We start from the raw sequence: 23498 nt of genomic DNA on the forward strand, positions 1-23498 counted from the left end.
GATAAGTAATGACGACCTTTATTTCAATCGTGCTGATGTTCGGTGTACTCGTCGCCGTCCATGAATGGGGTCATCTCGTGATGGCGAAACGGGCAGGTATTCTCTGTCGGGAATTCGCGATTGGATTTGGACCGAAAATCTTTTCAGTGTTTAAGAATGAGACGTTGTATACGGTACGTCTGTTGCCAATCGGCGGTTACGTCAAGATGGCGGGTGAAGAACCGGAACTCGTTGAAATCAAATCAGGTCAAACCGTCGGATTACAGTTAAAGGACGGCGTCATCGAGACGATTTATTTCGATGCGGATCAGCCACAAGTCGACCAAGTCGTTACTGTCGAACGGATTGACTTATTGCGTCAACTCGAACTCGTTGGATTGCAAGACGAGACATCGGTTCGCTACCCCGTTTCACCGACAGCATTTCTCGTTGAAGGTCAGACACGGACACAAATTGCACCGTACGATCGTACATTCGGTTCGAAATCCGTATGGAAGCGCGTCCTTGCGATCGCTGCAGGACCGTTCATGAACTTTGTCCTCGCGTTCGTTATCCTGTTCGGTCTTGCCTTATATAATGGCTCTCCAACGGGGGACAGCGTCATCGGAACAGTTCAAAAGGGTTCTCCGGCCGATCAAGCTGGACTTGTTGAAGGTGACCGGATTGTCTCGGTCAACGGTCAGGATACAGCCAAATGGACTGATTTACGTGCTGGATTCCAAGATCGTGCCGGTAAAGCGACAGAAGTGAAATACGAACGTGATGGGAAAGAAACGACAACACAAATCACGCCAAAAGTACAACAGCAAGGAGAACAGAAGGTCGGCATCATCGGCGTCACGAATGAGACAGAAAAATCATTCGGGACAGCACTCCAAACCGGAGTTTCAGAAACATGGCGGATGTCGACGCTCATTGTCGGAGCTGTTGGAGATCTCGTGACGGGTGTCGTCGGCGTCGATCAGTTATCAGGACCAGTTGGGATCGTCAAAATGACCGATCAGGTCGCAGATAGTGGGTTCTCGATGCTATTGACATGGACAGCATTGTTGTCCGTCAACTTAGCAGTCTTCAACTTATTGCCACTTCCAGCACTTGACGGAGGACGATTGTTGTTCCTCTTCCTTGAAGCCTTACGCGGTAAACCAGTTGATCCTCAAAAAGAAGGATTGGTTCACTTCGTCGGTTTCGCGCTTTTGATGCTACTCATGCTCGTCGTCACTTGGAACGACATTCAAAAATTCTTTTAATTAATCACTCAGTCAAAGGAGTTCGTGACTCATTATGAAACAATCAAAACTATTCATGCCAACGTTGCGTGAAGTACCATCTGATGCAGAAGCCATCAGTCACCAACTCTTGCTTCGTGCAGGATTCATGCGTCAAAATGCCGCTGGGATCTATTCGTATCTACCCCTCGCAAAACGAGTACTCGCAAACATCGAGACGATCATCCGCGAGGAATTAGAAGCGGCGGGTGCGCAAGAATTACTGATGCCAGCGATTCAACCAGCTGAACTATGGGAAGAAACAGGACGCTGGGATATCTATGGACCTGAATTAATGCGCTTGACGGATCGTCATGATCGCCGGTTCGCGCTCGGAGCGACACACGAGGAACTGATCACTTCGATCGTTCGTGATGAATTGAACTCGTACAAAAAGTTACCGGTCAATCTCTTCCAGATTCAAATGAAGTACCGTGACGAACGTCGTCCACGTTTCGGTTTATTACGTGGTCGTGAGTTCATCATGAAGGACGCTTATTCGTTCCATTCTTCACAAGAGAGCTTAGACGAAGAGTATCAAAACATGTTTGATACGTATTCGCGGATTTTCACACGTGTCGGTCTTGAGTTCCGTCCAGTCGTCGCTGACTCAGGTGCGATAGGTGGTAGTGGAACACATGAGTTCCATGCGTTAGCAGCAATCGGTGAAGATACGATCGTCTATTCGGATCAGTCGGACTATGCGGCAAACTTAGAGATGGCAGAGTCGATCGACGCCTATCCGAAGCAAGACAAAGCACCAGAAGCACTTGAAGAAGTGCATACGGCAGATGCGAAGACGATCGAAGCGGTCAGCGCACATTTGAATTTACCAGCAAACGAATCAATCAAGACCGTCATCTTCAAGACGGAGCAAGGGCTTGTCATGGCACTCGTCCGGGGCGATCACGAAGTCAACGATATCAAGTTGAAAAACTATCTCGGTGCACTCGACATCACGATGGCGAGCGACGAAGAGATTGAAGCAGCGCTTCACTCAACGCCTGGAACACTTGGACCAATCGGGGCAGATATGAAGGTCGTCGCGGACTACGCGATTCGTGCCTTGACGAACGCTGTCTGTGGTGCAAATAAAGCGGAAACGCATTATATCCATGTCGACCCAAGCCGTGATTTCGAAGCAGAATATACAGACTTGCGCTTCGCAGAAGAAGGTGACGCGTCACCAGACGGTAACGGTCAAGTCAAGTTCGCTCGCGGGATTGAAGTCGGTCAAGTCTTCAAACTCGGAACACGTTACTCAGAAGGAATGGGAGCGACGTTCCTCGACGAGGGCGGTAAAGCACAACCTCTCATCATGGGTTGTTACGGCATTGGTGTCTCGCGGACATTGTCGGCAGTCGTCGAACAACATTATGATGAGCGTGGAATCATTTGGCCAAAAGCAATCGCGCCATACGATGTTCATTTAATCGTCGTCAACGGTAAAAATGCAGAACAACTCGAACTCGGAGAGACACTATACCGTGAGTTGACGGCTGCAGGATTCAGCGTCTTGCTTGACGACCGGAAAGAACGAGCAGGTGTCAAGTTCGCCGATGCTGATTTGATCGGTCTACCGGTTCGCTTGAACGTCGGGAAAAAAGCGACAGAAGGAATCGTCGAATTAAAAGCCCGTCGTGGTGGCGATGCAGAAGAAGTTGGACAGGAACAAGTCGTTGAGGCTGTTCGTTCACTCTATGAAGGTTTAGAATAAAGAATGGAGACGGTCACTTTTCATAAAGTGACTGTTTTCTTGTCTCACACCCATTCGCCCCTTGGGCAATCCGCAAGAGGAGGAGGAGTTGCTGTCACGGTGTGAAGCGATCAGACAGCACAATTGCGAGTGGATACACAACAACGCATGTCACTGTTGCTCAGTGACTTGGAATTACCGAACGGTATCATTGAAGAATACTTTCACGAAGCAGTTCTCGAGAAGCTTCGCGTCAATAAAGCAAAGGCAACCTGGACATTTGAAATTCGCTTGCCACATGTTTTACCCCAAAACGTCTATCAACTCTTTACGAGTCGTTTGACAAGTCGGTATCAGCAATTTGCCGAAGTCAAAATCATATTACACGCAGATAGCCGTCCAGATGAACGGATGTATCATGATTACTGGCCATATGTCGTGCAGGATCTCGCAGATGTCTCATCGGCAATGCGGACACAACTCGGGCGTGTCTTACCGGAGTTTAAAGAACAGAAACTATTCATTCCGGTCCGAAGTGAACCGGAAGCAGGTTTCTTAAAGAGTAGCTTATGTGGGGAATTACAATTACTCTATAGTGCTTACGGATTCCCAAAATTCAACTGTGAACCGATTGTTCAGATCAACGAATCGAAACAAGAAGCGTTGCGAAATCAGGTGAAACAGGAAGACATGGAAGAAGCAAAACGGATGCTCGAGTTGCAATTCAAACGGGAACAATCGCGAGATGACGATGATGGCCCTGTCGAAATCCGGATCGGGAAACCAATTCAAGATGAGATCGTTCCGATCAAGACGATTCAAGATGAGGAACGACGGATTGCGATCCGTGGTCTTGTTTTCTCAGCTGAGAGTCGTGAACTACGAAGTGGGAAGACAATTTTTACGTTCAAGATGACAGATTATACGGACTCGCTCGTCGTCAAAATGTTTGCGCGTGACGAAACAGACGTCAAAATCCTCTCAGCCATCAAAAAAGGCATGTGGATTCAAGCAGCAGGTCGTGTCGAGTTCGATACGTTCCTGCGCGATCTCTGTATGATGATTGCCCAACTGTCAGAAGTGAAGATGGAAGCCCCTGTTGACCCTTGGGCAGGCGAGAAACGTGTCGAGTTACATGCGCACTCGCAAATGAGCCAGATGGACGCCGTCATGAACGTGACAAAATACGTCGAGCGTGCCGCAAAATGGGGTCACCCTGCTGTCGCGATCACGGATCACGCCGGTGCACAAAGTTTTCCGGATGCCTACTATGCCGGAAAGAAAAACGATATCAAGGTACTGTACGGAATTGAAGCAAACGTCGTCAATGACGGGGTGCAAGTCGCCTACCATCCGGTGGAGCGCAATTTGGATGACGCGACATTCGTCGTCTTTGACGTCGAGACAACTGGTTTATCGGCGATGTACAACAAGATCATCGAACTTGCAGCTGTTAAAATCTACGATGGTGATATCATCGATAAATTCGAAGCATTCGCGGATCCGAAGCATCTATTGTCGGCGACGACGATTGACTTGACAGGGATTACCGATGATATGGTCCGGGGAAAACCAGACCCGGAACAAGTCGTCAAGGAATTCATGGACTGGGTCGGCGACTCGATTCTCGTTGCCCACAATGCCTCGTTTGATATTGGATTCTTGAATGCGACACTCCGGTCTGGTGGTCACGATGAATCAGTCTTACCGGTCATTGATACGCTTGAGTTAGCCCGTGTCCTGATGCCGACACTTAAAAACCACCGGTTGAACACACTCGCGAAACGATTTGACATCGAATTGACGCAGCATCACCGCGCCATTTATGATGCGGAAGCGACAGGATATTTGATGGTCAAGTTGCTTCAAATGGCAGATGAGATGTTCAACATGAAGACACATGCCTCACTCAACCGAGAGATGGGAAAAGATATCTCGCGGGCACGACCATACCACGCGACGGTCTATGCGAAGAACCGGACGGGCTTGAAGAATCTGTACCAATTGATTTCGATTGCTCACACAAAACACGTGCACCGTGTCGTCCGCACACCACGCTCACAACTCATCGCACATCGGGATGGGTTGATCATCGGGTCAGCTTGTGATAACGGCGAGGTATTTGATGCCGCCTTGAATAAGTCGGACGAAGATTTAGCAAAAGTGATGCAGTTCTATGATTTCATCGAGATTCAACCACCAGCGATGTATGGTCATTTGATCGAACGGGAAATCGTTCAGAATGAACTTGAACTGCGCGAACTGATTAAAAAGATCATCCGTGTCGCGGAAGAACATGACATCTTACCAGTCGCGACTGGTAACGTACATTACCTCGATCAACATGACGCCACGTATCGAGAAATTTTGATCCGGACGCAAGGTGGAGCGAACATGCTGAACATGCGAAAACAATTGCCACCGGCGCATTTCCGGACGACGAAGGAAATGATGGACGACTTTAAGTTCCTCGGACCAGATGTGTCGGAACGTCTCGTCATCACGAACAGTCAAGCCGTCGCGGAACAGTTCGAGAACATCGATATCATTCCAAAAGATCTTTATACACCGAAGATCGAAGGGGCAGACGAAGAAGTTCGGAATCTGTCGTACGATATGGCGCACCGGATTTATGGCGACACGTTACCAGAGATCGTCGAAGCCCGACTCGAAAAAGAGTTGAAGTCGATTATCGGTCACGGATTCGCTGTCATCTATTTGATTTCCCATAAACTCGTAAAAAAATCACTCGACGACGGCTATTTGGTCGGTTCACGGGGATCGGTCGGATCAAGTCTCGTTGCGACGATGACCGAGATCACGGAAGTCAATCCATTGCCACCGCATTATGTCTGTCCGAATTGTAAGGAATCGGAGTTCTTCGATGACGGTTCGGTCGGTTCAGGATTCGATTTACCGGATAAGTCCTGTTCGAAATGTGATGTCCCGTTGTTCAAAGACGGTCATGATATTCCGTTCGAGACGTTCCTTGGATTTAAAGGGGATAAAGTACCGGATATCGATTTGAACTTCAGTGGAGAATACCAGCCGCAGGCACACGCCTATACGAAAGTCTTGTTCGGTGACGATTACGTCTACCGTGCCGGAACGATCGGAACAATCGCCGAGAAGACGGCGTATGGCTATGTCAAAGGGTATCAGTCGGAGAATGAGTTGACATATCGGAATGCGGAAGTCGATCGTCTTGTCAGTGGTGTCACCGGTGTTAAACGGACGACTGGGCAACACCCAGGTGGGATCATCGTCGTACCGGACTATATGGACATTTACGATATCAGTCCGATACAGTATCCCGCAGACGATATGGGTTCTGAATGGAAGACGACACACTTTGACTTCCACTCGATTCACGATAACTTGCTCAAACTCGATATCCTCGGTCACGATGATCCGACGATGATTCGGATGCTACAGGATCTATCAGGACGTGATCCGAAGACGATTCCGGTCGATGACCCGGAAGTTATGAAAATCTTCAGTTCGACGGAATCGATCGGTGTGACGCCGGAGCAAATCGATTCAAAAACGGGAACGCTTGGTATTCCCGAGTTTGGAACAAAATTCGTCCGGCAAATGTTAGAAGAGACGAAACCGACGACGTTCTCAGAGCTCGTCCAGATTTCAGGACTCTCGCACGGAACGGATGTCTGGCTCGGAAACGCCAGCGAATTAATTTACAACGGAACGTGTGAACTAAAAGACGTCATCGGTTGTCGAGATGATATCATGGTCTACTTGATCTACGCTGGTCTTGAACCGTCACTCGCCTTTAAAATCATGGAGTCGGTCCGTAAAGGGAAAGGACTCTCGATTGACATGGAAGAGGCGATGATTGAGAACGATGTGCCGCTCTGGTATATCGATTCCTGCAAGAAAATCAAGTATATGTTCCCGAAAGCCCATGCTGCCGCCTACGTCTTGATGGCTGTCCGGATTGCTTATTATAAAGTCCATCATCCGATGTATTACTACGCTTCGTACTTTACGGTACGTGCGGGTGATTTTGACATCGGTGCGATGAATAAGGGCTCTGCTGCCGTTCGGAAAGTCTTGCAAGACATCAAGGACAAAGGATTCGAGGCGACGGCGAAGGATAAGGGATTGTACACGGTTCTTGAAATCGCACTTGAGATGATTGAACGCGGCTTTACGTTCCAAAAGGTCGATCTCTATCGCTCGAGTGCAACGGAATTCCTCATTGACGGGGATACGCTGTTACCACCGTTTAACGCCGTGACAGGTCTCGGGACGAATGCTGCGAAGCAAATCGTCGAAGCGCGTAAAGGTGGAGAATTCCTCTCGAAGGAAGACCTCCAAAAACGCGCCAAATTGTCGAAATCGATCATCGAGACGCTCGATAACCTAGGCTGTCTCGAAGGGTTACCAGACGAGAATCAGCTCTCCTTGTTCGACTTGTAAGCCCTTAGGAACACTTGCTTTGAGCGCTTTCCTATGCTATATTGAGTGAGGAAATGTTTTTTATACTACGACTTGGAAGGAGTAGGGGGACCTGCTCCTTTCTTGTTTGTTTTTTGAAGGAGGATGAAGATGACGAACGTAACGGAAAAGGTCGAAGCGCTCGCAAAACCAATCGTCGAACGAGAGGGGATGGAGCTAGTCGACGTTGAATTCGTCAAAGAAGGGGCGGATTGGTTCCTACGTGTCTCCATCGACAAAGAGGGTGGCGTGGATCTTGAAGACTGCGTCAAAATCAATGAACAGTTATCGGAAGCATTGAATGACAATGATCCGATCGACGAGCCGTATTACCTCGACGTCGCTAGTCCAGGAGCGGAACGTCCACTGAAGAAAGACGAGGACTTCGAAAAGGCGATTGGGAAACATGTGTACATCAAAACGCACGATCCAGTAAAGAATGCGGTTGAATTCGAAGGAACGTTGCTCGCGTACACACCTGAGATGCTTGAAATCGAAGTGCGTGTCAAAACAAGAAAATTGAAAATTGAGATACCGGTCGACAAGATTTCACTTGCGCGACTTGCGGTAATGTTCTGACGGAAAGGAAGAGAACGATGGGACCACAGTTACTCGAGGCGATCAATCAAATCGCGAAAGAGAAGGAAATTGACAAGAACATCATCATCGATGCGCTCGAACAGGCATTGATTTCAGCGTACCGACGCAACTTCGGAAAAGAGTCGGAGGCTGTAAAGGTCGAATTCGACCAGCAGACAGGAGACATCCGTGTCTTCGCGCTTAAGGAAGTCGTCGAACGATTGACACAACCAGAAGAGCAACTTTCGCTTGAAGAGGCGCACGAGATCGATCCGACATATGAACTCGGCGATTTCCATAAAGTCGAAGTGACGCCAGGCGACTTCGGTCGTGTTGCGGCACAAACAGCAAAACAAATCGTCACACAAAAAATGCGTGAAGCAGAACGCGAACGCATCTACAATCACTTCGCGGATCGTGAAGATGAGATCATGACAGGTATCGTCGAGCGTCAAGATGCACGCAACTTGTACGTCAACCTAGAAGGTATCGAAGCTGTCTTGACGACACACGAGCAAATGCCGAACGAGCGTTTCGGGATTCGTGATCGCATCAAGGTGTACGTCACGAAGGTTGATCCGATGGTCAAAGGATCAGGGGCATCGATTCTCGTATCACGGACACATCCAGGTCTCTTAAAACGTCTCTTCGAAATCGAAGTACCAGAGATTTCAAGTGGCGAAGTCGAAGTCAAGTCTGTGGCGCGTGAAGCGGGCGACCGTTCGAAAATCGCAGTCGCAGCGGACGACATCGATCCAGTCGGTGCATGTGTCGGACAAAAAGGGGCGCGTGTTCAACGCATCGTCAATGATTTGAACGGGGAAAAAATCGATATCGTCCGTTACTCGGATGATCCGAAAGAATATGTCGCGAACGCACTCAGCCCAGCTCAAGTCGTTGCGGTCTATGTCAACGAACCAGCGAAAGCGACAATCGTCGTCGTTCCAGATTTCCAACTGTCGCTTGCAATCGGGAAACGTGGTCAAAACGCGCGTCTCGCAGCGAAATTGACAGGATGGAAAATCGACATCAAGAGCGAGTCTGAAGCGGAAGCGATGGATCTCGAAGATGTCTTCGCGACGGAAGAGCCGGCAGTAGAAGCGGTCCAAGTCGAAGGCGAGGAATAATTCGTGCAAAAAAAGGTACCATTACGTAAGTGTGTCATCACACAAGAAATGAAACCGAAAAAAGAATTAATTCGTGTCGTCCGGACACCTGAACAAGAGGTCGTCATCGATTTAAATGGTAAGATGAATGGGCGAGGTGCCTATTTATCGAAAGATGCGGCAGTCATTGCGACGGCGAAGAAAAAACGGACGCTTGATCATCATTTAAAGGTCAAGACGACAGATGCCTTATACGATGAATTGCTTGAAATCGCGGGAGGTACAAATGAGTAAATGGGAATCCCTTCTCGGTCTCGCGAATCGAGCTAGAAAAGTGACGACGGGAGAAGAACTCGTACTGAAAGAAGTACGAGGAGGGCAAGCGAAGCTTGTTCTTTTAGCAGCAGATGCGGGGGCTGCCACGCGTAAGAAAGTCACAGATAAATGTACGAGTTATCAGGTTCCTTACCTAGAAGTCGCCGACCGTACGATTCTCGGTCAAGCATTAGGAAAGGATGCGCGTGTTGTCGTGTCAGTCAATGAAGCCGGATTTGCGAAAAAGCTAACTGAACTCCTCTCGAACGACTAATTGGAGGTGGATCCTTTGGGTAAACGTGTATACGAATTCGCCAAGGAACAAAATGTAACAAGTAAGCAGGTCATCACCCAGCTTGAAAAGCTGGAGAAACCAGTCAAGAATCATATGGCAGTATTAGATGAACAGACAGTACAGCAACTCGATCAAGTATTTAATCCCGAGAAATATCGGGCTCAAAAGACGGAGGCTCCAAAACAAGTGAAATCAGATAATAAACCGAACCGACCAGGAAGTACAAACAAACCAGCAGGTAACCAATCACGTAACAGCAAAGGCGGACGCCCAGAATTCGGCAACCGTAACAACCGTGGCGGCAAACGTCGTCCGAACCAAAAGAAAGCAGAACCGCGTAAACTTGAAGTAGCGGATCCGAACTCGAAGTCGAGTCAACGCAAAGCTGCTCGCCGTGCACAAGAAGAGGCGATGGCAAACGTCGTTCAATACTCTGACAACTTGACAGTCGGTGAACTCGCTGAAAAAATGGCGAAAAAACCGAATGAACTGATCATGAAATTGATGGGTCTCGGTGTCATGGCGAACATCAACCAAGATCTTGATGACGAGACAGTGGAACTTCTCGCGACAGAGTTCGGCTTTGAAGTCGAGAAGACAGTCCAAGTCGATGAGACGGACTTTGATCAGTACGAATTGAATCTCGACCAGTACGAGTTGTCTGAGCGTCCACCGGTCGTTACGATCATGGGACACGTTGACCACGGTAAAACGACATTGCTTGATTCGATTCGTAACACGAAGGTCACTGCAGGCGAAGCTGGCGGGATCACACAGCACATCGGTGCTTACCAAGTTGAGATCGACGGCAAGAAAATTACGTTCCTTGATACACCAGGTCACGCGGCGTTCACGACAATGCGTGCACGTGGAGCAGATGTCACGGATATCGCGATCATCGTCGTTGCAGCGGATGACGGTGTCATGCCACAGACGGAAGAAGCGATCAGCCACGCGAAAGCAGCTGGCGTTCCAATCATCGTTGCTGTCAACAAGATGGATAAAGAAGGCGCAAACCCAGACCGTGTCAAACAAGAATTGACAGAGTTTGAACTCGTTGCAGAGGACTGGGGCGGCGATACAATCTTCGTACCGGTTTCAGCTCTTAAAGGAGACGGCATCGACGAATTGCTCGAGATGATCCTTCTCGTCTCAGAAGTTCAAGAATATAAATCAACACCAGACATGAACGGTCGCGGAACAGTCATCGAGGCGAAACTCGATAAAGGACGCGGTCCAGTCGCTACACTTCTCGTTCAACACGGAACACTTCGCGTTGGTGACCCGATCGTCGTCGGTCACACGTTCGGTCGTATCCGGGCAATGGTCAACGATATCGGTCGTCGTGTCAAAGAAGTCGGACCATCGACGCCAATCGAAATTACAGGTTTGAACGATGTCCCGAAAGCGGGTGATCAATTCTTCGCGTTCGAAGATGAGAAAAAAGCACGCCAAATCGGTGAAGCACGTTACCAACGTGAAATCGAAGCACAACGTCGCGATTCAGCGAAAGTCAGCTTAGAAGATCTCTTCGACCGCATCAAAGAAGGCGAAGTCAAGGATCTCAACATCATCATCAAAGGTGATGTCCAAGGTTCAGTTGAAGCCTTAGCCGGTTCATTGAAGAAAATTGATGTCGAAGGTGTTAAAATTAACATCGTACACTCAGGTGTTGGTGCGATCACGGAAGGTGACGTCATCCTCGCCTCAGCAGCAAATGCGATCATCATCGGATTCAACGTTCGTCCGGATGGTAACGCAAAATCAATGGCAGATCAGGAGAAAGTCGAAATTCGTCTTCACCGGATCATCTATAACGCGATTGAAGAAATCGAGCAAGCGATGAAAGGTCTCCTTGATCCTGAATTCGTCGAGAAAATCATCGGTCAAGCTGAAGTCCGCGATGTCATCAAAGTATCGAAAGTCGGTACGATCGCAGGTGGATATGTCACGGAAGGTAAGTTGACGCGTGATGCAGGCGTCCGTGTCGTTCGTGACAGCATCGTCATCTACGAAGGAAAACTCGACACACTTCGCCGCTTCAAAGATGATGTCAAAGAAGTCGCTGCTGGATACGAATGTGGTATTAAGATCGAACGTTATGATGACGTAAAAGTCGATGATGTCATCGAAGCGTTCATCATGGAAGAAGTCAAACGGAAGTAACAGAACGGAATCCATTCTTCCGAACTGGAGGGAACAAACATGAGTTTACGCTCGAATCGTGTCGCCGAACAGGTGCGTAAGGAAATTACGCAACTGCTCATCAAAGATGTCAAGGATCCACGCGTCAAGCCGATTACCGTCACAGGTGTCGAAGTGACAGGAGACTTGCAACAAGCGACGATCTTCTATTCGGTCCTCGGTGACGAAAAAGCACGTGAGGATGCGCGCATCGGTCTTGAAAAATCAAAAGGCTTCATGCGCAAGGAAATCGGATCGCGGATTCGTCTACGAAAAACACCTGAATTATTGTTCGAGGTCGATTCTTCTGTCGAATACGGATCACGCATTGATGAGTTGCTTCGGAATTTGAACAAAGATTAACATCTAAGGCAACCACGTGTGTGGTTGCCTTTTTTCAAGGAGGAAATAACGTGGAACCCATCGGAGTATTACCGTTAGATAAACCAGCGGGTATGACGAGTCATGATTGTGTCTTTCGTCTACGTCGCTTGTTTCAGACGAAAAAAGTCGGACATACAGGTACGCTTGATCCGGAAGTAACGGGTGTCTTACCGATTTGTCTCGGTCGAGCGACGAAGCTTGCCCGCTTCATCACGGATGAAGGAAAGCGCTACGCGGCGGAAGTGACGATCGGCTTTGCAACGACGACGGAAGATGCGCACGGGGAAACAGTTCGCGAAACAGCGGTTGAACCGGGAACTATTACCGAGGAAGCAATTGAGGACATCTTGACTCAATTGACAGGAGAGATCGAGCAGACGCCACCGTATTATTCAGCTGTTAAAGTGAATGGGAAAAAATTATATGAATATGCCCGAAAAGGCATTGAAGTCGAACGACCGACACGAATCGTCCGCATCGATCGATTAGAGCGGACATCGGCCCTTGTGTTCGAAGATGGTCTTTGTCGCTTCCGCCTCGATATTGCATGTGGAAAAGGGACGTATATCCGGACATTAGCAGTAGAAATCGGAGAACGACTTGGTTACGCGGCACACATGAGTGAACTACGCCGGACAGGCTCTGGTGCGATTGCTGAGACGGATACAGTGACTCTTGAGACACTCGAATCGTATGAGACAGTCGAAGAACGGATGCAACACGTCCTACCGATCGAACACGTCATCCAAAAATGGCCACGCTTGACGGTCGATGCGTCAACAGCGCAACGTGTCTTGAACGGAGCAAAGCTAACAAGCATTCCAGTCGAATTCGAGCTGTTTACTGTCTATAATGAAGAAGACGTACCTTTAGCGCTATATCGACGTCTTCCAGAAGAACAGGTAGCACGCGTCGAGGTCATGCTACAAATCGATTAAGATCGGAGAGAGCATCATGGACATCATACATTTAACATATCCGGAACAACCTCAAAAAGACCCTGCTGTCATCGCACTCGGCTTTTTTGACGGTGTACATCTCGGACATCAGCAAGTCATCGCAGCAGCACGGAAAGAGGCGGAGGCTCGTCGCCTGCCCTTGGCTATCATGACCTTTGATCCCCATCCGAAACAAGTGCTTGGTAAAGGGGATGAACCAGTCCACTACATCACACCGCTTGAACGTAAATTAGAGAAACTCGAGCAGCTTGGTGTAGATCGTGTTTATGTGATTGAGTTTACGATTCCTTTCTCGGAATTATCACCGCAAGCGTTCGTCGACGAATATCTGATTGCGTCTGGAGCAGAACACGTCGTTGCTGGATTCGATTATTCCTACGGTCGTTTCGGAGCCGGCAAAATGGCGACGCTTGATTTTCATAGTCGTGGCACATTTACGCATACCGTCGTAGCAGAATTCCAAGAAGAAGCTGAAAAGATCAGCTCAACCCGGATTCGTCGTTTACTTGCTGCAGGAGAAGTCGAACCGGCTGCATGTTTGCTTGGAGAACCTTACCAAATCAAAGGCACGATCATTCACGGTGACGCACGCGGTCGACAAATTGGCTTCCCGACAGCGAACATGCGCCCAGATTTTGCCTACGTCATTCCAAAACTCGGGGTGTATGCGACATTCGTTCGCCTAGCAGACGGTCGTCGGTTCAAGGCGATGACGAACGTCGGCAGACGCCCGACGTTCTATGAGACGGGAGAGGTCAGCATCGAGACGCATCTTCTTGACTTTGATGAGGATCTTTATGGTCAAGAATTGACGCTTGAATGGATTGCTTACTTACGCGATGAAAAAGCCTTCAACGGTATCGATCAATTGAAAGAACAATTGGCACGGGACCGCGAAGAAGCAAAGGTACAATTAAGCGTTTGACAGTACGGACAGGGTTCGTTATGATAGGTCAGTACGATCACGTACAGCCGATTCACTTGGCATCTGGTCTCACCATCCGATGCTCGGGAATACGGTCATTCATAAGATGGAGGTGGAGTGACAATGGCACTCACAAAAGAACGTAAAAACGAAATCATCGAAGCATATGCTACGAAACAAGGCGATACTGGTTCGCCGGAAGTACAAGTTGCTGTTTTAACTGAACAGATCACAACTTTGAACGATCACTTACGTACACACAAAAAGGATCACCACTCACGTCGTGGTCTCTTGAAAATGGTCGGTCGTCGCCGTAACTTGCTCACATACCTTCGTAACAAGGATGTTGCACGTTACCGTTCGTTGATCGAGCGTCTTGGTCTCCGTCGCTAATCCCGACGAGAACGAGGTAGGGAAGCAGGAGCATCGTCTCCTGTTTCTTTTTTTTGCCGATTCATGGACTTTTTGCGCAAGAACCTACATAATTAGATTTGAATGAAAAAACGGATAGCAGTGAGAGGAGATTTGTGCATGTCACAAACAAAACAGACGTTTTCGACCGAACTCGGTGGACGTCCATTAACGATTGAAATCGGTCAATTAGCAAAACAAGCGAACGGAGCAGCATTGATTCGTTACGGCGATACAGCCGTTCTTGCTACGGTCGTTGCATCAAAACAACCGAAGGACTTAGATTTCTTCCCATTAACAGTGAACTATGAAGAAAAATTATATGCGGCAGGGAAAATCCCAGGTGGATTCCTCAAACGTGAAGGACGTCCTGGAGAGAGTGCGATCTTGACTTCGCGTCTGATCGACCGTCCAATCCGTCCATTATTCCCGGACGGTTTCCGTCACGACGTTCAAGTGGCGACGACGGTTCTTTCGTCAGATGCTGACAATTCACCAGAAGTCGCTGCGATGATCGGGGCTTCGATTGCGCTTTCGATCTCGGATATTCCATTCGACGGTCCAATCGCAGGCGTGACGATCGGTCGCGTTGACGGAGAATTCGTCGTGAACCCGACTTCAGCGCAAATGGAAGTCAGCGACATCGACCTTCAAGTTGCCGGAACAAAACATGCCGTCAACATGGTTGAAGCAGGTGCGAAGGAAGTATCGGAACAAGCAATGCTTGAAGCGATCTTGCTCGGACACGATGTCATCAAGGAAATGATCGCGTTCCAAGAAGAAATCGTCGCACAAGTCGGTAAAGAGAAGTTCGAATATACGGTATCAAGCTTCGATGAGACAATCGTCAATCGCCTGAAAGCAGAAGCATTGGCAGAAGTCACACAAGCAGTTCAAGTCGAAGAAAAACAAGCACGTGACGTTGCCATCAACGAAGTCATCGCAAAATACATCGAGTTGTATGCAGCTGACGAGTCCGTCACAGCAGAACAATTGGCAGAAGTATCAGGCGTTCTCAACAAGTTCGTCAAAGACGAAGTCCGTCGCCTCATCACGGAAGACAAAGTTCGTCCAGATGGTCGTGGTCTTGCTGAGATCCGTCCACTTGATTCAGAAGTCGGTCTCTTACCACGTGCGCACGGTTCAGGTTTGTTCACACGCGGTCAGACACAAGTCTTGTCTGTTGCGACACTCGGTGTTGCAGCTGACGCTCAAATCATTGATGGACTTGGTCTGAAGGAAGAGAAACGTTTCATGCACCATTATAACTTCCCACCATTCTCAGTTGGGGAAGCACGTCCGATGCGTGCACCAGGTCGTCGTGAAATTGGTCACGGGGCACTCGGAGAACGCGCACTTTTACCAGTTCTTCCGAATGAAGTTGATTTCCCGTACACGATTCGTCTCGTGTCGGAAGTCCTTGAGTCGAACGGTTCTTCATCACAGGCTTCCATCTGTGGTTCGATCCTTGCCATGATGGATGCGGGTGTTCCATTAAAAGCACCTGTCGCTGGTATCGCGATGGGCTTGATCATGGAAGGCGAAAATTACTCGATCTTGACAGATATCCAAGGGATGGAAGATCATCTCGGAGATATGGACTTTAAAGTCGCTGGAACTCACGAAGGTGTCACAGCTCTCCAAATGGATATGAAAATTGGCGGAATCACGCGTCAAATTCTTGAAGAAGCACTTGAACAAGCACGTCTTGGTCGTCTGCATATTCTTGAGCATATGCAATCTGTCATTGCTGAACCGCGTGTCGAATTGTCGCAATACGCGCCGAAAATCGTCACACTTAAAATCAATCCAGATAAAATCCGTGATGTCATCGGACCTGGTGGTAAAGTCATCAACGGTATCATTGATGAGACAGGCGTTAAGATCGACATCGATCAAGACGGAACAGTCTTTATCGCTTCGACGGATCAAGCTGGCATCGATCGTGCCCGTCAATTGATCGAAGATATCGTCCGTGAAGTCGTCGTCGGTGAAGAATTCGATGGAACGGTCCGTCGCGTTGAGAAATTCGGTGCATTCGTTGAATTGTTCAAAGGAAAAGACGCACTCGTCCACATCTCGGAACTCGCACTTGACCGTGTTGGTCAAACGGAAGATGTCGTTAAACTTGGAGATAAGCTAAAAGTCCGTGTCACAGAAATCGATGACAAAGGACGCGTTAACGCGTCGCACAAAGTCCTGCTCGTCGAAGGATTAAGCGAAGAAGACCGTGCCGCATACGAAGAAAAGAAAAAGACAGAGCGTGAGAACCGCCCGCCACGCCGGGATCAGGGTTCACGCCCACCACGTGACGGACAACGTCCACCACGTCGTAACTAATGAATCCAAGGTGGCTCGACGGTGCAGAGAATGCAACGAGAGCCACCTTGTTTCCTATATTTGGAGGAATTACTATGATCGAACGGATACAACTAGAAAACGGGGTTCGACTAATCGTTGAACGGATGCCAGAAGCACGCAGCGTCGCGACCGGAATCTTCATTCAAGCAGGAAGTCGGACGGAACAGATCGAGGAGCATGGGATCAGTCATCTCATCGAGCATATGATGTTTAAAGGAACAAAACGCCATACGGCAAAAGAGATTGCGGTTTACTTTGACCGCCTTGGTGGAAATATTAATGCGTTCACGAGTAAGGATCAAACGTGTTATTACGTCAAGACACTAGATGAACATGCAGGTGAAGCCTTTCACGTATTGGCGGATATGTTCCTCGAATCGACGTTTGACGCGGAGGAACTGGAAAAAGAGAAAAAGGTCGTCATTGAAGAGATCAAGATGTACGATGACACACCGGATGATCTCGTCCATGAGTTATTAGCTGTTGCGGCTTACGGAGAGGATGTCATGGCTCGACCGATTCTTGGAACGGAAGAGAGTGTGCTTCGGATTGATCGAACGATGATCGGACGATATCTCGAAGAAGCGTATGCTCCGGATCAAATCGTCATTTCCGTTGCCGGAAACGTCTCAGACGAGTTGATTGCGCAGATTCAAGAGCGGATGTCGATCCTCGAATCACGATCGAAGACACGCGAGACGACAGAGCCAAGGTTACAAAATGGTGTGATTCGTAAGGAAAAGGATACGGAACAGGCTCATATTTGTTATAATTTCCGTGCGATTCCTTCTGCTGACCCACGTTTGCCTGCCCTCGCCTTACTCAATAATGCATTCGGTGCGACGATGTCGAGTCGCTTGTTCCAATCCATCCGAGAGGAACGCGGTCTTGCCTATTCAGTCTTTTCCTATTACACGACGTTTGACGATCATGGAACGTTCACGATCTATGTCGGCACGTCTCCGGAATCAGTCGAAGAGGTCGAACAGGTTCTCGCTGCTGAGATTGATCGCTTGAAGCGAGACGGACTATCCGCTAAGGAACTCGAAGATGGCATTGAACAGCTAAAAGGTTCTCTAATTTTAGGAAACGAAGGCACATCGAGCCATATGAACCGAAATGCCCGAAATGAGTTGCATCTGCATCGTCACCCGTCACTCGAAGAAGTACTAGCGGATGTAGAACGAATTCGTCCATCGGACATCGAAGGGCTGATTGAGCACATCTTTTCGGAGGAACCGGCAAAGGCCTATATTCTTCCAGCAGACCAAGAAGAGGAAGCATGACAGCAGAACGGAATAGATGAAACATATGAAATGACGATGTCGAGAAAGAAGGAATACCGTTGAATTTAGCTGAACTGATTCAAGTCATACAGACGCAAAAAATCGAACGAATGGTAGAAGTGGACGTCACGTCCATCACGACCGATTCACGGGATGTTAAACCGGGATCATTGTTCGTCGCCATCAAAGGGTATACTGTTGATGGACACGACTATGCCAAACAGGCAGAAGCACAAGGAGCGGTCGCAATCGTTGCGGAACAACCGGTCAATGTGTCGATTCCTGTCATTCTCGTTCGTAGTACATCACGTGCCATTGCCGAATTGGCTGGCAAATTCTATGATTATCCTTCTGAAAAGATGCGGATGATTGGTATTACAGGAACGAACGGGAAAACGACGACGACGACGATTGTCCGTGATATATTAGCGCACCTTGGTCGGAAAACGGGTATCATCGGAACGGTCGAAGTCAAGATTGGTGACCGCGTCGTACCAAGTCGCAATACGACACCACAAAGCTCCGAATTACAAGCATTTCTGCATCAGATGCATAAAGAAGATGTCCAAGACGTCATCATGGAAGTCTCTTCGCATGGACTAGAGCTTGGTCGAGTAACGGGTGTCGATTACGACATTGCGGGATTCACGAATCTGACGCATGATCACCTCGATTTTCACAAAACGTTTGAGAACTATGCACGTGCCAAAGGATTGTTATTCGCACAGCTCGGACAACGGTTGTCGACAGAGAAAGTCGCGGTCTTGAATGCCGATGATCCGACGAGCGAACTGTACGAAATGATGACAGGTGCTCGTGTCATGACGTACGGTATCGACAACGCAGCTGACCTCCGAGCAACGGCGATTGAACAGTCACTTCAACAAACGACGTTCACGATGCTGTACAAAGAAGAACAAGTCGACGTCACGGCGAATTTCATTGGTCGCTTTAACGTCTACAATCTGTTGCTTGCGACAGGGATCCTCTTGTCTTGCGGATACGACCTAACGACGATTGCAGGAGCGATTTCAGCAATCCGTCCGGCAAAAGGTCGGATGCAACGCTTACCGATTGAAGGATATAACGTGTATGTCGACTACGCGCATACTCCTGACGGCATTGAACAGTGTCTGAAAGCACTCGTTGACGTACCGAAGGAAAAGATCGTCTTCCTGATCGGGACAGGTGGAAACCGCGACGTGACGAAACGACCGAAGATGGGCGAACTGGCTTCGACCTACGCAGGAACCGTCGTCATCACGACGGATGATCCACGATATGAAGCATATGAGTCAATTACATCCGGCATCGCCAAAGGGATGACCCACGATCAGTTCGTTGAAATCGGTGATCGGGAAGAGGCCGTGCGTTATGCAGCACGACTCGCACGACCAGATAATATCGTCATCTTAGCCGGCAAAGGTCATGAAAAATATCAAATCATTGGGGATGAGAAAATCCCTCTCGATGAGGAAGTCATCGTCAAAGAGATGATACGGCAAATGGAGGAACAGAAGTGACTTATCAACCAATCGTTGTAACCATAGATCAATTTGAAACATTCGTAAAAACACATCCAAAAGGCGACTTACTTCAGCTTCCAGCATGGGGAGAAGTCAAAAGCGCGACAGGATGGACACATGAACGGATCGCGGTCGGAACAACTTCTGGTGAGATTGCCGGAGTTGGTCTGCTCTTGTTTAAGAAAGTACCGAAGCTACCGTTCACGCTTTGTTATGCACCGCGCGGTTTCGTCGTCGATTATACGGATACGGACGCACTTCGTGCTCTTCGTGATGAAGCGATACGTGTCGCAAAACAACAGAAGGCGATTGCGATTAAATTCGATCCGAACGTCGAGCGGGAAGAATATCCAGGTCTGTTACAGGAGATGCAAGGACTTGGCTTCAAACATAATGGCTTCGGTGGCGGTTTTGACTACGCGCAACCACGCTTTACGATGGAGACGAGTCTTGTAGGGACAGAAAAAGAGATCTTCGACGGTTTTCATTCGAAGTTCCGCTACAACGTCCGTCTTGCTGAACGCAAAGGGATCGTATGCGAACAAGCGGATCGTGAAGGACTCAAGACATTTGCGAAGCTGATGGTCGAGACGGGCGAACGGGATGGTTTTTCAATCCGCGGCCTGGATTATTTCGAGAATCTGTATGATCATCTCCATCCAAAGGGTGATGCGGTCTTGTTTTTGACGAAACTTGATGTCGTACGTGCTCTTGAGAATACGGAAGCCTTATTACTTCAAGCCGATAAGGAACTCTCGAAGATTCACCGTCAGCTTGAGAAAGAGACGGCTGAGAAGAAGCTAAAAAGCTTAAACAATCGCTTGGAGCAGACGACAGCACAAATCGAAAAAGCAGAAAAGTCGAAAACGGAACTGATGACGATTGCTGCCAAACATCCAAACGGTGTCATCCTGTCTGGTGGTCTTTTGACGCTTGCTGGTCGTCGTTCCTATTACTTATATGGAGCCTCATCGAACGAGTACCGGGAATTCATGCCGAACCATTTGATGCAATGGACGATGATGAAATATGCGAAAGAACATGGTGCGCTCTCCTATGACTTCGGTGGAGTCAGTGGTTCGACAGACCCGGATGATCATTACGCGGGACTCTACGCCTTTAAATCTGGTTGGGGCAGCCGGATGATTGAAAAAATCGGTGAGTTCGATTATGTACTCAATCGTCCGCTCTATCTGTTGCTCGAGACGGGGTTACCGATTCTACAAAAAATTCGGAAGAAGCTTCGCCGCTGATGAAACGGGGAACAATCTTCGGTTGGATCGTATTTTTATTGACGATGTTTGCGATTGGATTGTTTCTTGCGGCATCCATGAATCGGATGCCGACGATTTTAATGGATCAACCGGAGCTCGGGATTGATAGTTGTCCACGAGACGTAGCAGGAGAAGATCGTTTGATCAATGCAAGTGAGCCAAACCTGAAGCGTCTCCACCCAGCTGTCGAGGCAGGGGCAAAGGATCTGATCCGTGTGGCGCATTCTTGCTACAATATCGATATCAAGATTACGCAAGGATACCGCTCGATTCAGCAACAGAATGCGCTTTATGAACAAGGACGTTCTAAGGCAGGTGAAGTCGTCACGAATGCACGTGGTGGTGAATCGATGCATAATTATGGACTCGCTGTCGATTTTGTTCAGCTCGTGAATGGAGAGATTTCGTATGACCTTGAGTATGACGGGAATCGGTCAGGGAAAAGTGATTGGCGCGAAGTCGCGGATATCGGAAAAGCGCTCGGTTTCGAATGGGGAGGCGATTGGAAACGATTCGTCGACTATCCTCATTTTGAGATGACGTTCGGGTATTCGCTCGACGAACTGAAGGCTGGTGAACGTCCAAGCCGTTCGGAAAAAGCGAAACGAACAGAAGAAGTCGAAGATTTGTTGAATACATGATTAACGTCATTCCTGGAGTAATGTGGCAGGAATGACGTTTTTTTTAGATTTCCTAGTCCGATTGTTGGCAGATTGTGAAAATTCGGCTAGAATAGTGATAGTGATAAGTGGACGGCTCACGAAAAGTGAATATGAATTATAGGAGGTCATGTCGTGTCAAAGAAGAAGACGGAAAAAGTAAGCGTCTTTGCTCTTGGTGGCGCCGGTGAGATCGGTAAGAACATGTACGTCGTCGAACTCGACGAGGACATCTTCGTCATCGATGCCGGGTTAATGTTCCCAGGAGATGAGATGCTTGGAATCGATAAAGTCATTCCAGACATCAGTTATTTAAAAGAAAACAAAGAGCGGATTCAAGGGATTTTCATTACCCATGGTCACGAGGATCATATCGGGGCACTCAGTTACGTCTTGCGTGACTTGAAGGTACCTGTTTACGGAACACGTTTGACGCTCGGTTTGATTGAACACAAATTAAAAGAAGCCGGTTTATTGAAAAAGGCAGATCTTCGTCCAATTGATGCCAAGACGAAATTAACCGTTGCTGGTCATTTTATTACGTTCTTCCGGGTCAACCACTCGATTCCGGATGCAGTTGGGGTTTGTATTCAAACGTCTCAAGGTGCCATCGTTCATACGGGGGATTTCAAGTTCGATTACACACCAGTCGATGGAAAACAGGCGGATTTCGGGAAAATTGCAGCGATTGGTCAACGGGGCGTACTGTGCTTGCTGTCTGACTCGACGAATGCAGAGCGACCAGGGATGTCTGGGTCAGAATCGATTGTCGGTTCTGAATTGAACGACGTCATCTATGAGGCACCGGGTCGTGTGATTGTAGCTTCATTCGCTTCGAACATTCATCGTCTACAACAAGTATTTGCAGCAGCAGAAGCGAACAATCGAAAAGTAGCGGTCGTCGGTCGTAGCATGGTCAACAACGTTGAAGTGGCACAGCGTTTGAATTACTTACGCTTCAAGCAGAAAACATTGATTGATCTATCTGACATCAATCGCCTCGATGATAACCAAGTCGTCATCTTGACGACAGGATCGCAAGGTGAGCCGATGGCAGCCTTGACACGAATGGCGCGTAACGCACATAAGCAAGTCAATATTCGCTTGAACGATACGGTCGTCGTTGCGGCTTCGCCGATTCCAGGTAACGAAAAGTCGGTTTCGAAAACGATCGATCTCTTATTCCGTGCTGGTGCGAATGTCATTTACAACCAACGGAAAGTACACGTGTCCGGTCACGGTCATGCGGAAGATCTGAAGCTGATGCTCAACTTGATCAAACCGAAATTCTTCCTACCGATTCACGGAGAATTCCGGATGCAAAAGGCACACAGTCGTCTCGCACAGACGGTTGGCGTCAATGCGAACAATATCTTCATCATCGAGAATGGGGATGTCGTTGAGTTCGAGAAGCGCAAAGCACGGATGTCGCGCAAAGTGAACGCTGGAAACGTCTTGATCGACGGAATCGGTGTGGGGGATGTCGGAAACATCGTTCTTCGTGATCGTCGCTTGTTATCGCAAGACGGTGTCGTCCTTTGTGTCATTACGATCAGCCGGAAAAACAAAACGATCGTCTCGGGACCGGAAATCATCTCACGCGGATTCGTCTACATGCGTGAATCAGAGGATATGATCAACGAAGCGAACCGAATCGTCGCGAAACAACTACAAGGTAAATTAAACGGAGAATTGGATTGGACGGAGATGAAGTCGTTGATTCGAGATAAACTGAGTGCTTATCTCTATGAACAGACGAAACGCCGCCCGATGATTCTTCCGATCATCATGGAGATTTAACAAACGAGCGGC

18 protein-coding genes are annotated in these 23498 nt (G+C 48.4%); all 18 read left to right on the plus strand.

The features are described 5' to 3' along the window. The first annotated feature begins 8 nt into the window (after positions 1-8). The 18 genes from rseP (at position 9) to Q9R23_RS03700 (ending at position 23486) form a co-directional block, all read left to right on the plus strand. Complete coding sequence (gene rseP / locus Q9R23_RS03615) at positions 9-1250, plus strand: RIP metalloprotease RseP (protein ID WP_056062204.1); 1242 nt, start codon at positions 9-11, stop codon at positions 1248-1250. Positions 1251-1284: 34 nt separating this feature from the next. Next, positions 1285-2985: a proline--tRNA ligase gene (locus Q9R23_RS03620; RefSeq protein WP_035407061.1), complete on the plus strand. Its 1701-nt coding sequence runs from the start codon at positions 1285-1287 to the stop codon at positions 2983-2985. A gap of 147 nt (positions 2986-3132) precedes the next feature. Next, positions 3133-7404 carry a PolC-type DNA polymerase III gene (locus tag Q9R23_RS03625; RefSeq protein ID WP_311246553.1) on the plus strand — a complete coding sequence of 1424 codons (4272 nt, stop codon included), beginning with the start codon at positions 3133-3135 and terminating at the stop codon, positions 7402-7404. Between the two features lie 129 nt (positions 7405-7533). Continuing rightward, a complete protein-coding gene (gene rimP, locus Q9R23_RS03630; protein WP_023468684.1) occupies positions 7534-8001 on the plus strand; it encodes a ribosome maturation factor RimP in 468 nt (155 codons plus the stop codon). Between the two features lie 17 nt (positions 8002-8018). Continuing rightward, positions 8019-9128, plus strand: coding sequence for a transcription termination factor NusA (gene nusA / locus Q9R23_RS03635; RefSeq protein ID WP_023468683.1), 1110 nt, complete (start codon positions 8019-8021; stop codon positions 9126-9128). 3 nt (positions 9129-9131) lie between these two features. Beyond that, the gene (gene rnpM, locus Q9R23_RS03640) at positions 9132-9401 is read left to right on the plus strand and encodes an RNase P modulator RnpM (protein ID WP_023468682.1); all 270 of its coding nucleotides are present in this window, start codon (positions 9132-9134) and stop codon (positions 9399-9401) included. Further along, the gene (locus Q9R23_RS03645; protein WP_023468681.1) at positions 9394-9696 is read left to right on the plus strand and encodes a YlxQ family RNA-binding protein; all 303 of its coding nucleotides are present in this window, start codon (positions 9394-9396) and stop codon (positions 9694-9696) included. The genes rnpM and Q9R23_RS03645 overlap by 8 nt, the downstream gene beginning before the upstream one ends. A 15-nt stretch (positions 9697-9711) precedes the next feature. Further along, positions 9712-11883: a translation initiation factor IF-2 gene (gene infB / locus Q9R23_RS03650; RefSeq protein ID WP_290759187.1), complete on the plus strand. Its 2172-nt coding sequence runs from the start codon at positions 9712-9714 to the stop codon at positions 11881-11883. Between the two features lie 39 nt (positions 11884-11922). After that, the gene (gene rbfA / locus Q9R23_RS03655) at positions 11923-12264 is read left to right on the plus strand and encodes a 30S ribosome-binding factor RbfA (protein WP_023468679.1); all 342 of its coding nucleotides are present in this window, start codon (positions 11923-11925) and stop codon (positions 12262-12264) included. Between the two features lie 50 nt (positions 12265-12314). Continuing rightward, complete coding sequence (truB, locus tag Q9R23_RS03660) at positions 12315-13223, plus strand: tRNA pseudouridine(55) synthase TruB (RefSeq protein WP_214854482.1); 909 nt, start codon at positions 12315-12317, stop codon at positions 13221-13223. A gap of 16 nt (positions 13224-13239) precedes the next feature. Next, a complete protein-coding gene (locus tag Q9R23_RS03665; RefSeq protein ID WP_214854479.1) occupies positions 13240-14169 on the plus strand; it encodes a bifunctional riboflavin kinase/FAD synthetase in 930 nt (309 codons plus the stop codon). Positions 14170-14292: 123 nt separating this feature from the next. Next, the gene (gene rpsO / locus Q9R23_RS03670) at positions 14293-14562 is read left to right on the plus strand and encodes a 30S ribosomal protein S15 (protein ID WP_023468676.1); all 270 of its coding nucleotides are present in this window, start codon (positions 14293-14295) and stop codon (positions 14560-14562) included. Between the two features lie 138 nt (positions 14563-14700). Next, the gene (pnp, locus tag Q9R23_RS03675) at positions 14701-16920 is read left to right on the plus strand and encodes a polyribonucleotide nucleotidyltransferase (protein ID WP_214854476.1); all 2220 of its coding nucleotides are present in this window, start codon (positions 14701-14703) and stop codon (positions 16918-16920) included. Positions 16921-16994: 74 nt separating this feature from the next. After that, positions 16995-18227: a M16 family metallopeptidase gene (locus Q9R23_RS03680; RefSeq protein ID WP_311246420.1), complete on the plus strand. Its 1233-nt coding sequence runs from the start codon at positions 16995-16997 to the stop codon at positions 18225-18227. A 59-nt stretch (positions 18228-18286) separates the two neighbouring features. Then, a complete protein-coding gene (locus Q9R23_RS03685) occupies positions 18287-19750 on the plus strand; it encodes a UDP-N-acetylmuramoyl-L-alanyl-D-glutamate--2,6-diaminopimelate ligase (RefSeq protein WP_311246421.1) in 1464 nt (487 codons plus the stop codon). Continuing rightward, positions 19747-21006, plus strand: a complete 1260-nt coding sequence (locus Q9R23_RS03690) for a lipid II:glycine glycyltransferase FemX (RefSeq protein ID WP_311246422.1) — start codon at positions 19747-19749, stop codon at positions 21004-21006. The genes Q9R23_RS03685 and Q9R23_RS03690 overlap by 4 nt, the downstream gene beginning before the upstream one ends. Continuing rightward, positions 21006-21668 carry a M15 family metallopeptidase gene (locus tag Q9R23_RS03695; protein WP_311246423.1) on the plus strand — a complete coding sequence of 221 codons (663 nt, stop codon included), beginning with the start codon at positions 21006-21008 and terminating at the stop codon, positions 21666-21668. Before Q9R23_RS03690 ends, Q9R23_RS03695 begins: the two co-directional genes overlap by 1 nt. Positions 21669-21821: 153 nt before the next feature. Beyond that, positions 21822-23486 (plus strand): ribonuclease J, encoded by a 1665-nt coding sequence (locus Q9R23_RS03700; protein ID WP_023468670.1) that lies wholly within the window; start codon positions 21822-21824, stop codon positions 23484-23486. Positions 23487-23498: the final 12 nt, after the last annotated feature.

It is taken from the genome of Exiguobacterium sp. BRG2 (assembly GCF_031844245.1).
In the GTDB taxonomy this organism is placed as follows: Bacteria; Bacillota; Bacilli; order Exiguobacteriales; family Exiguobacteriaceae; genus Exiguobacterium_A.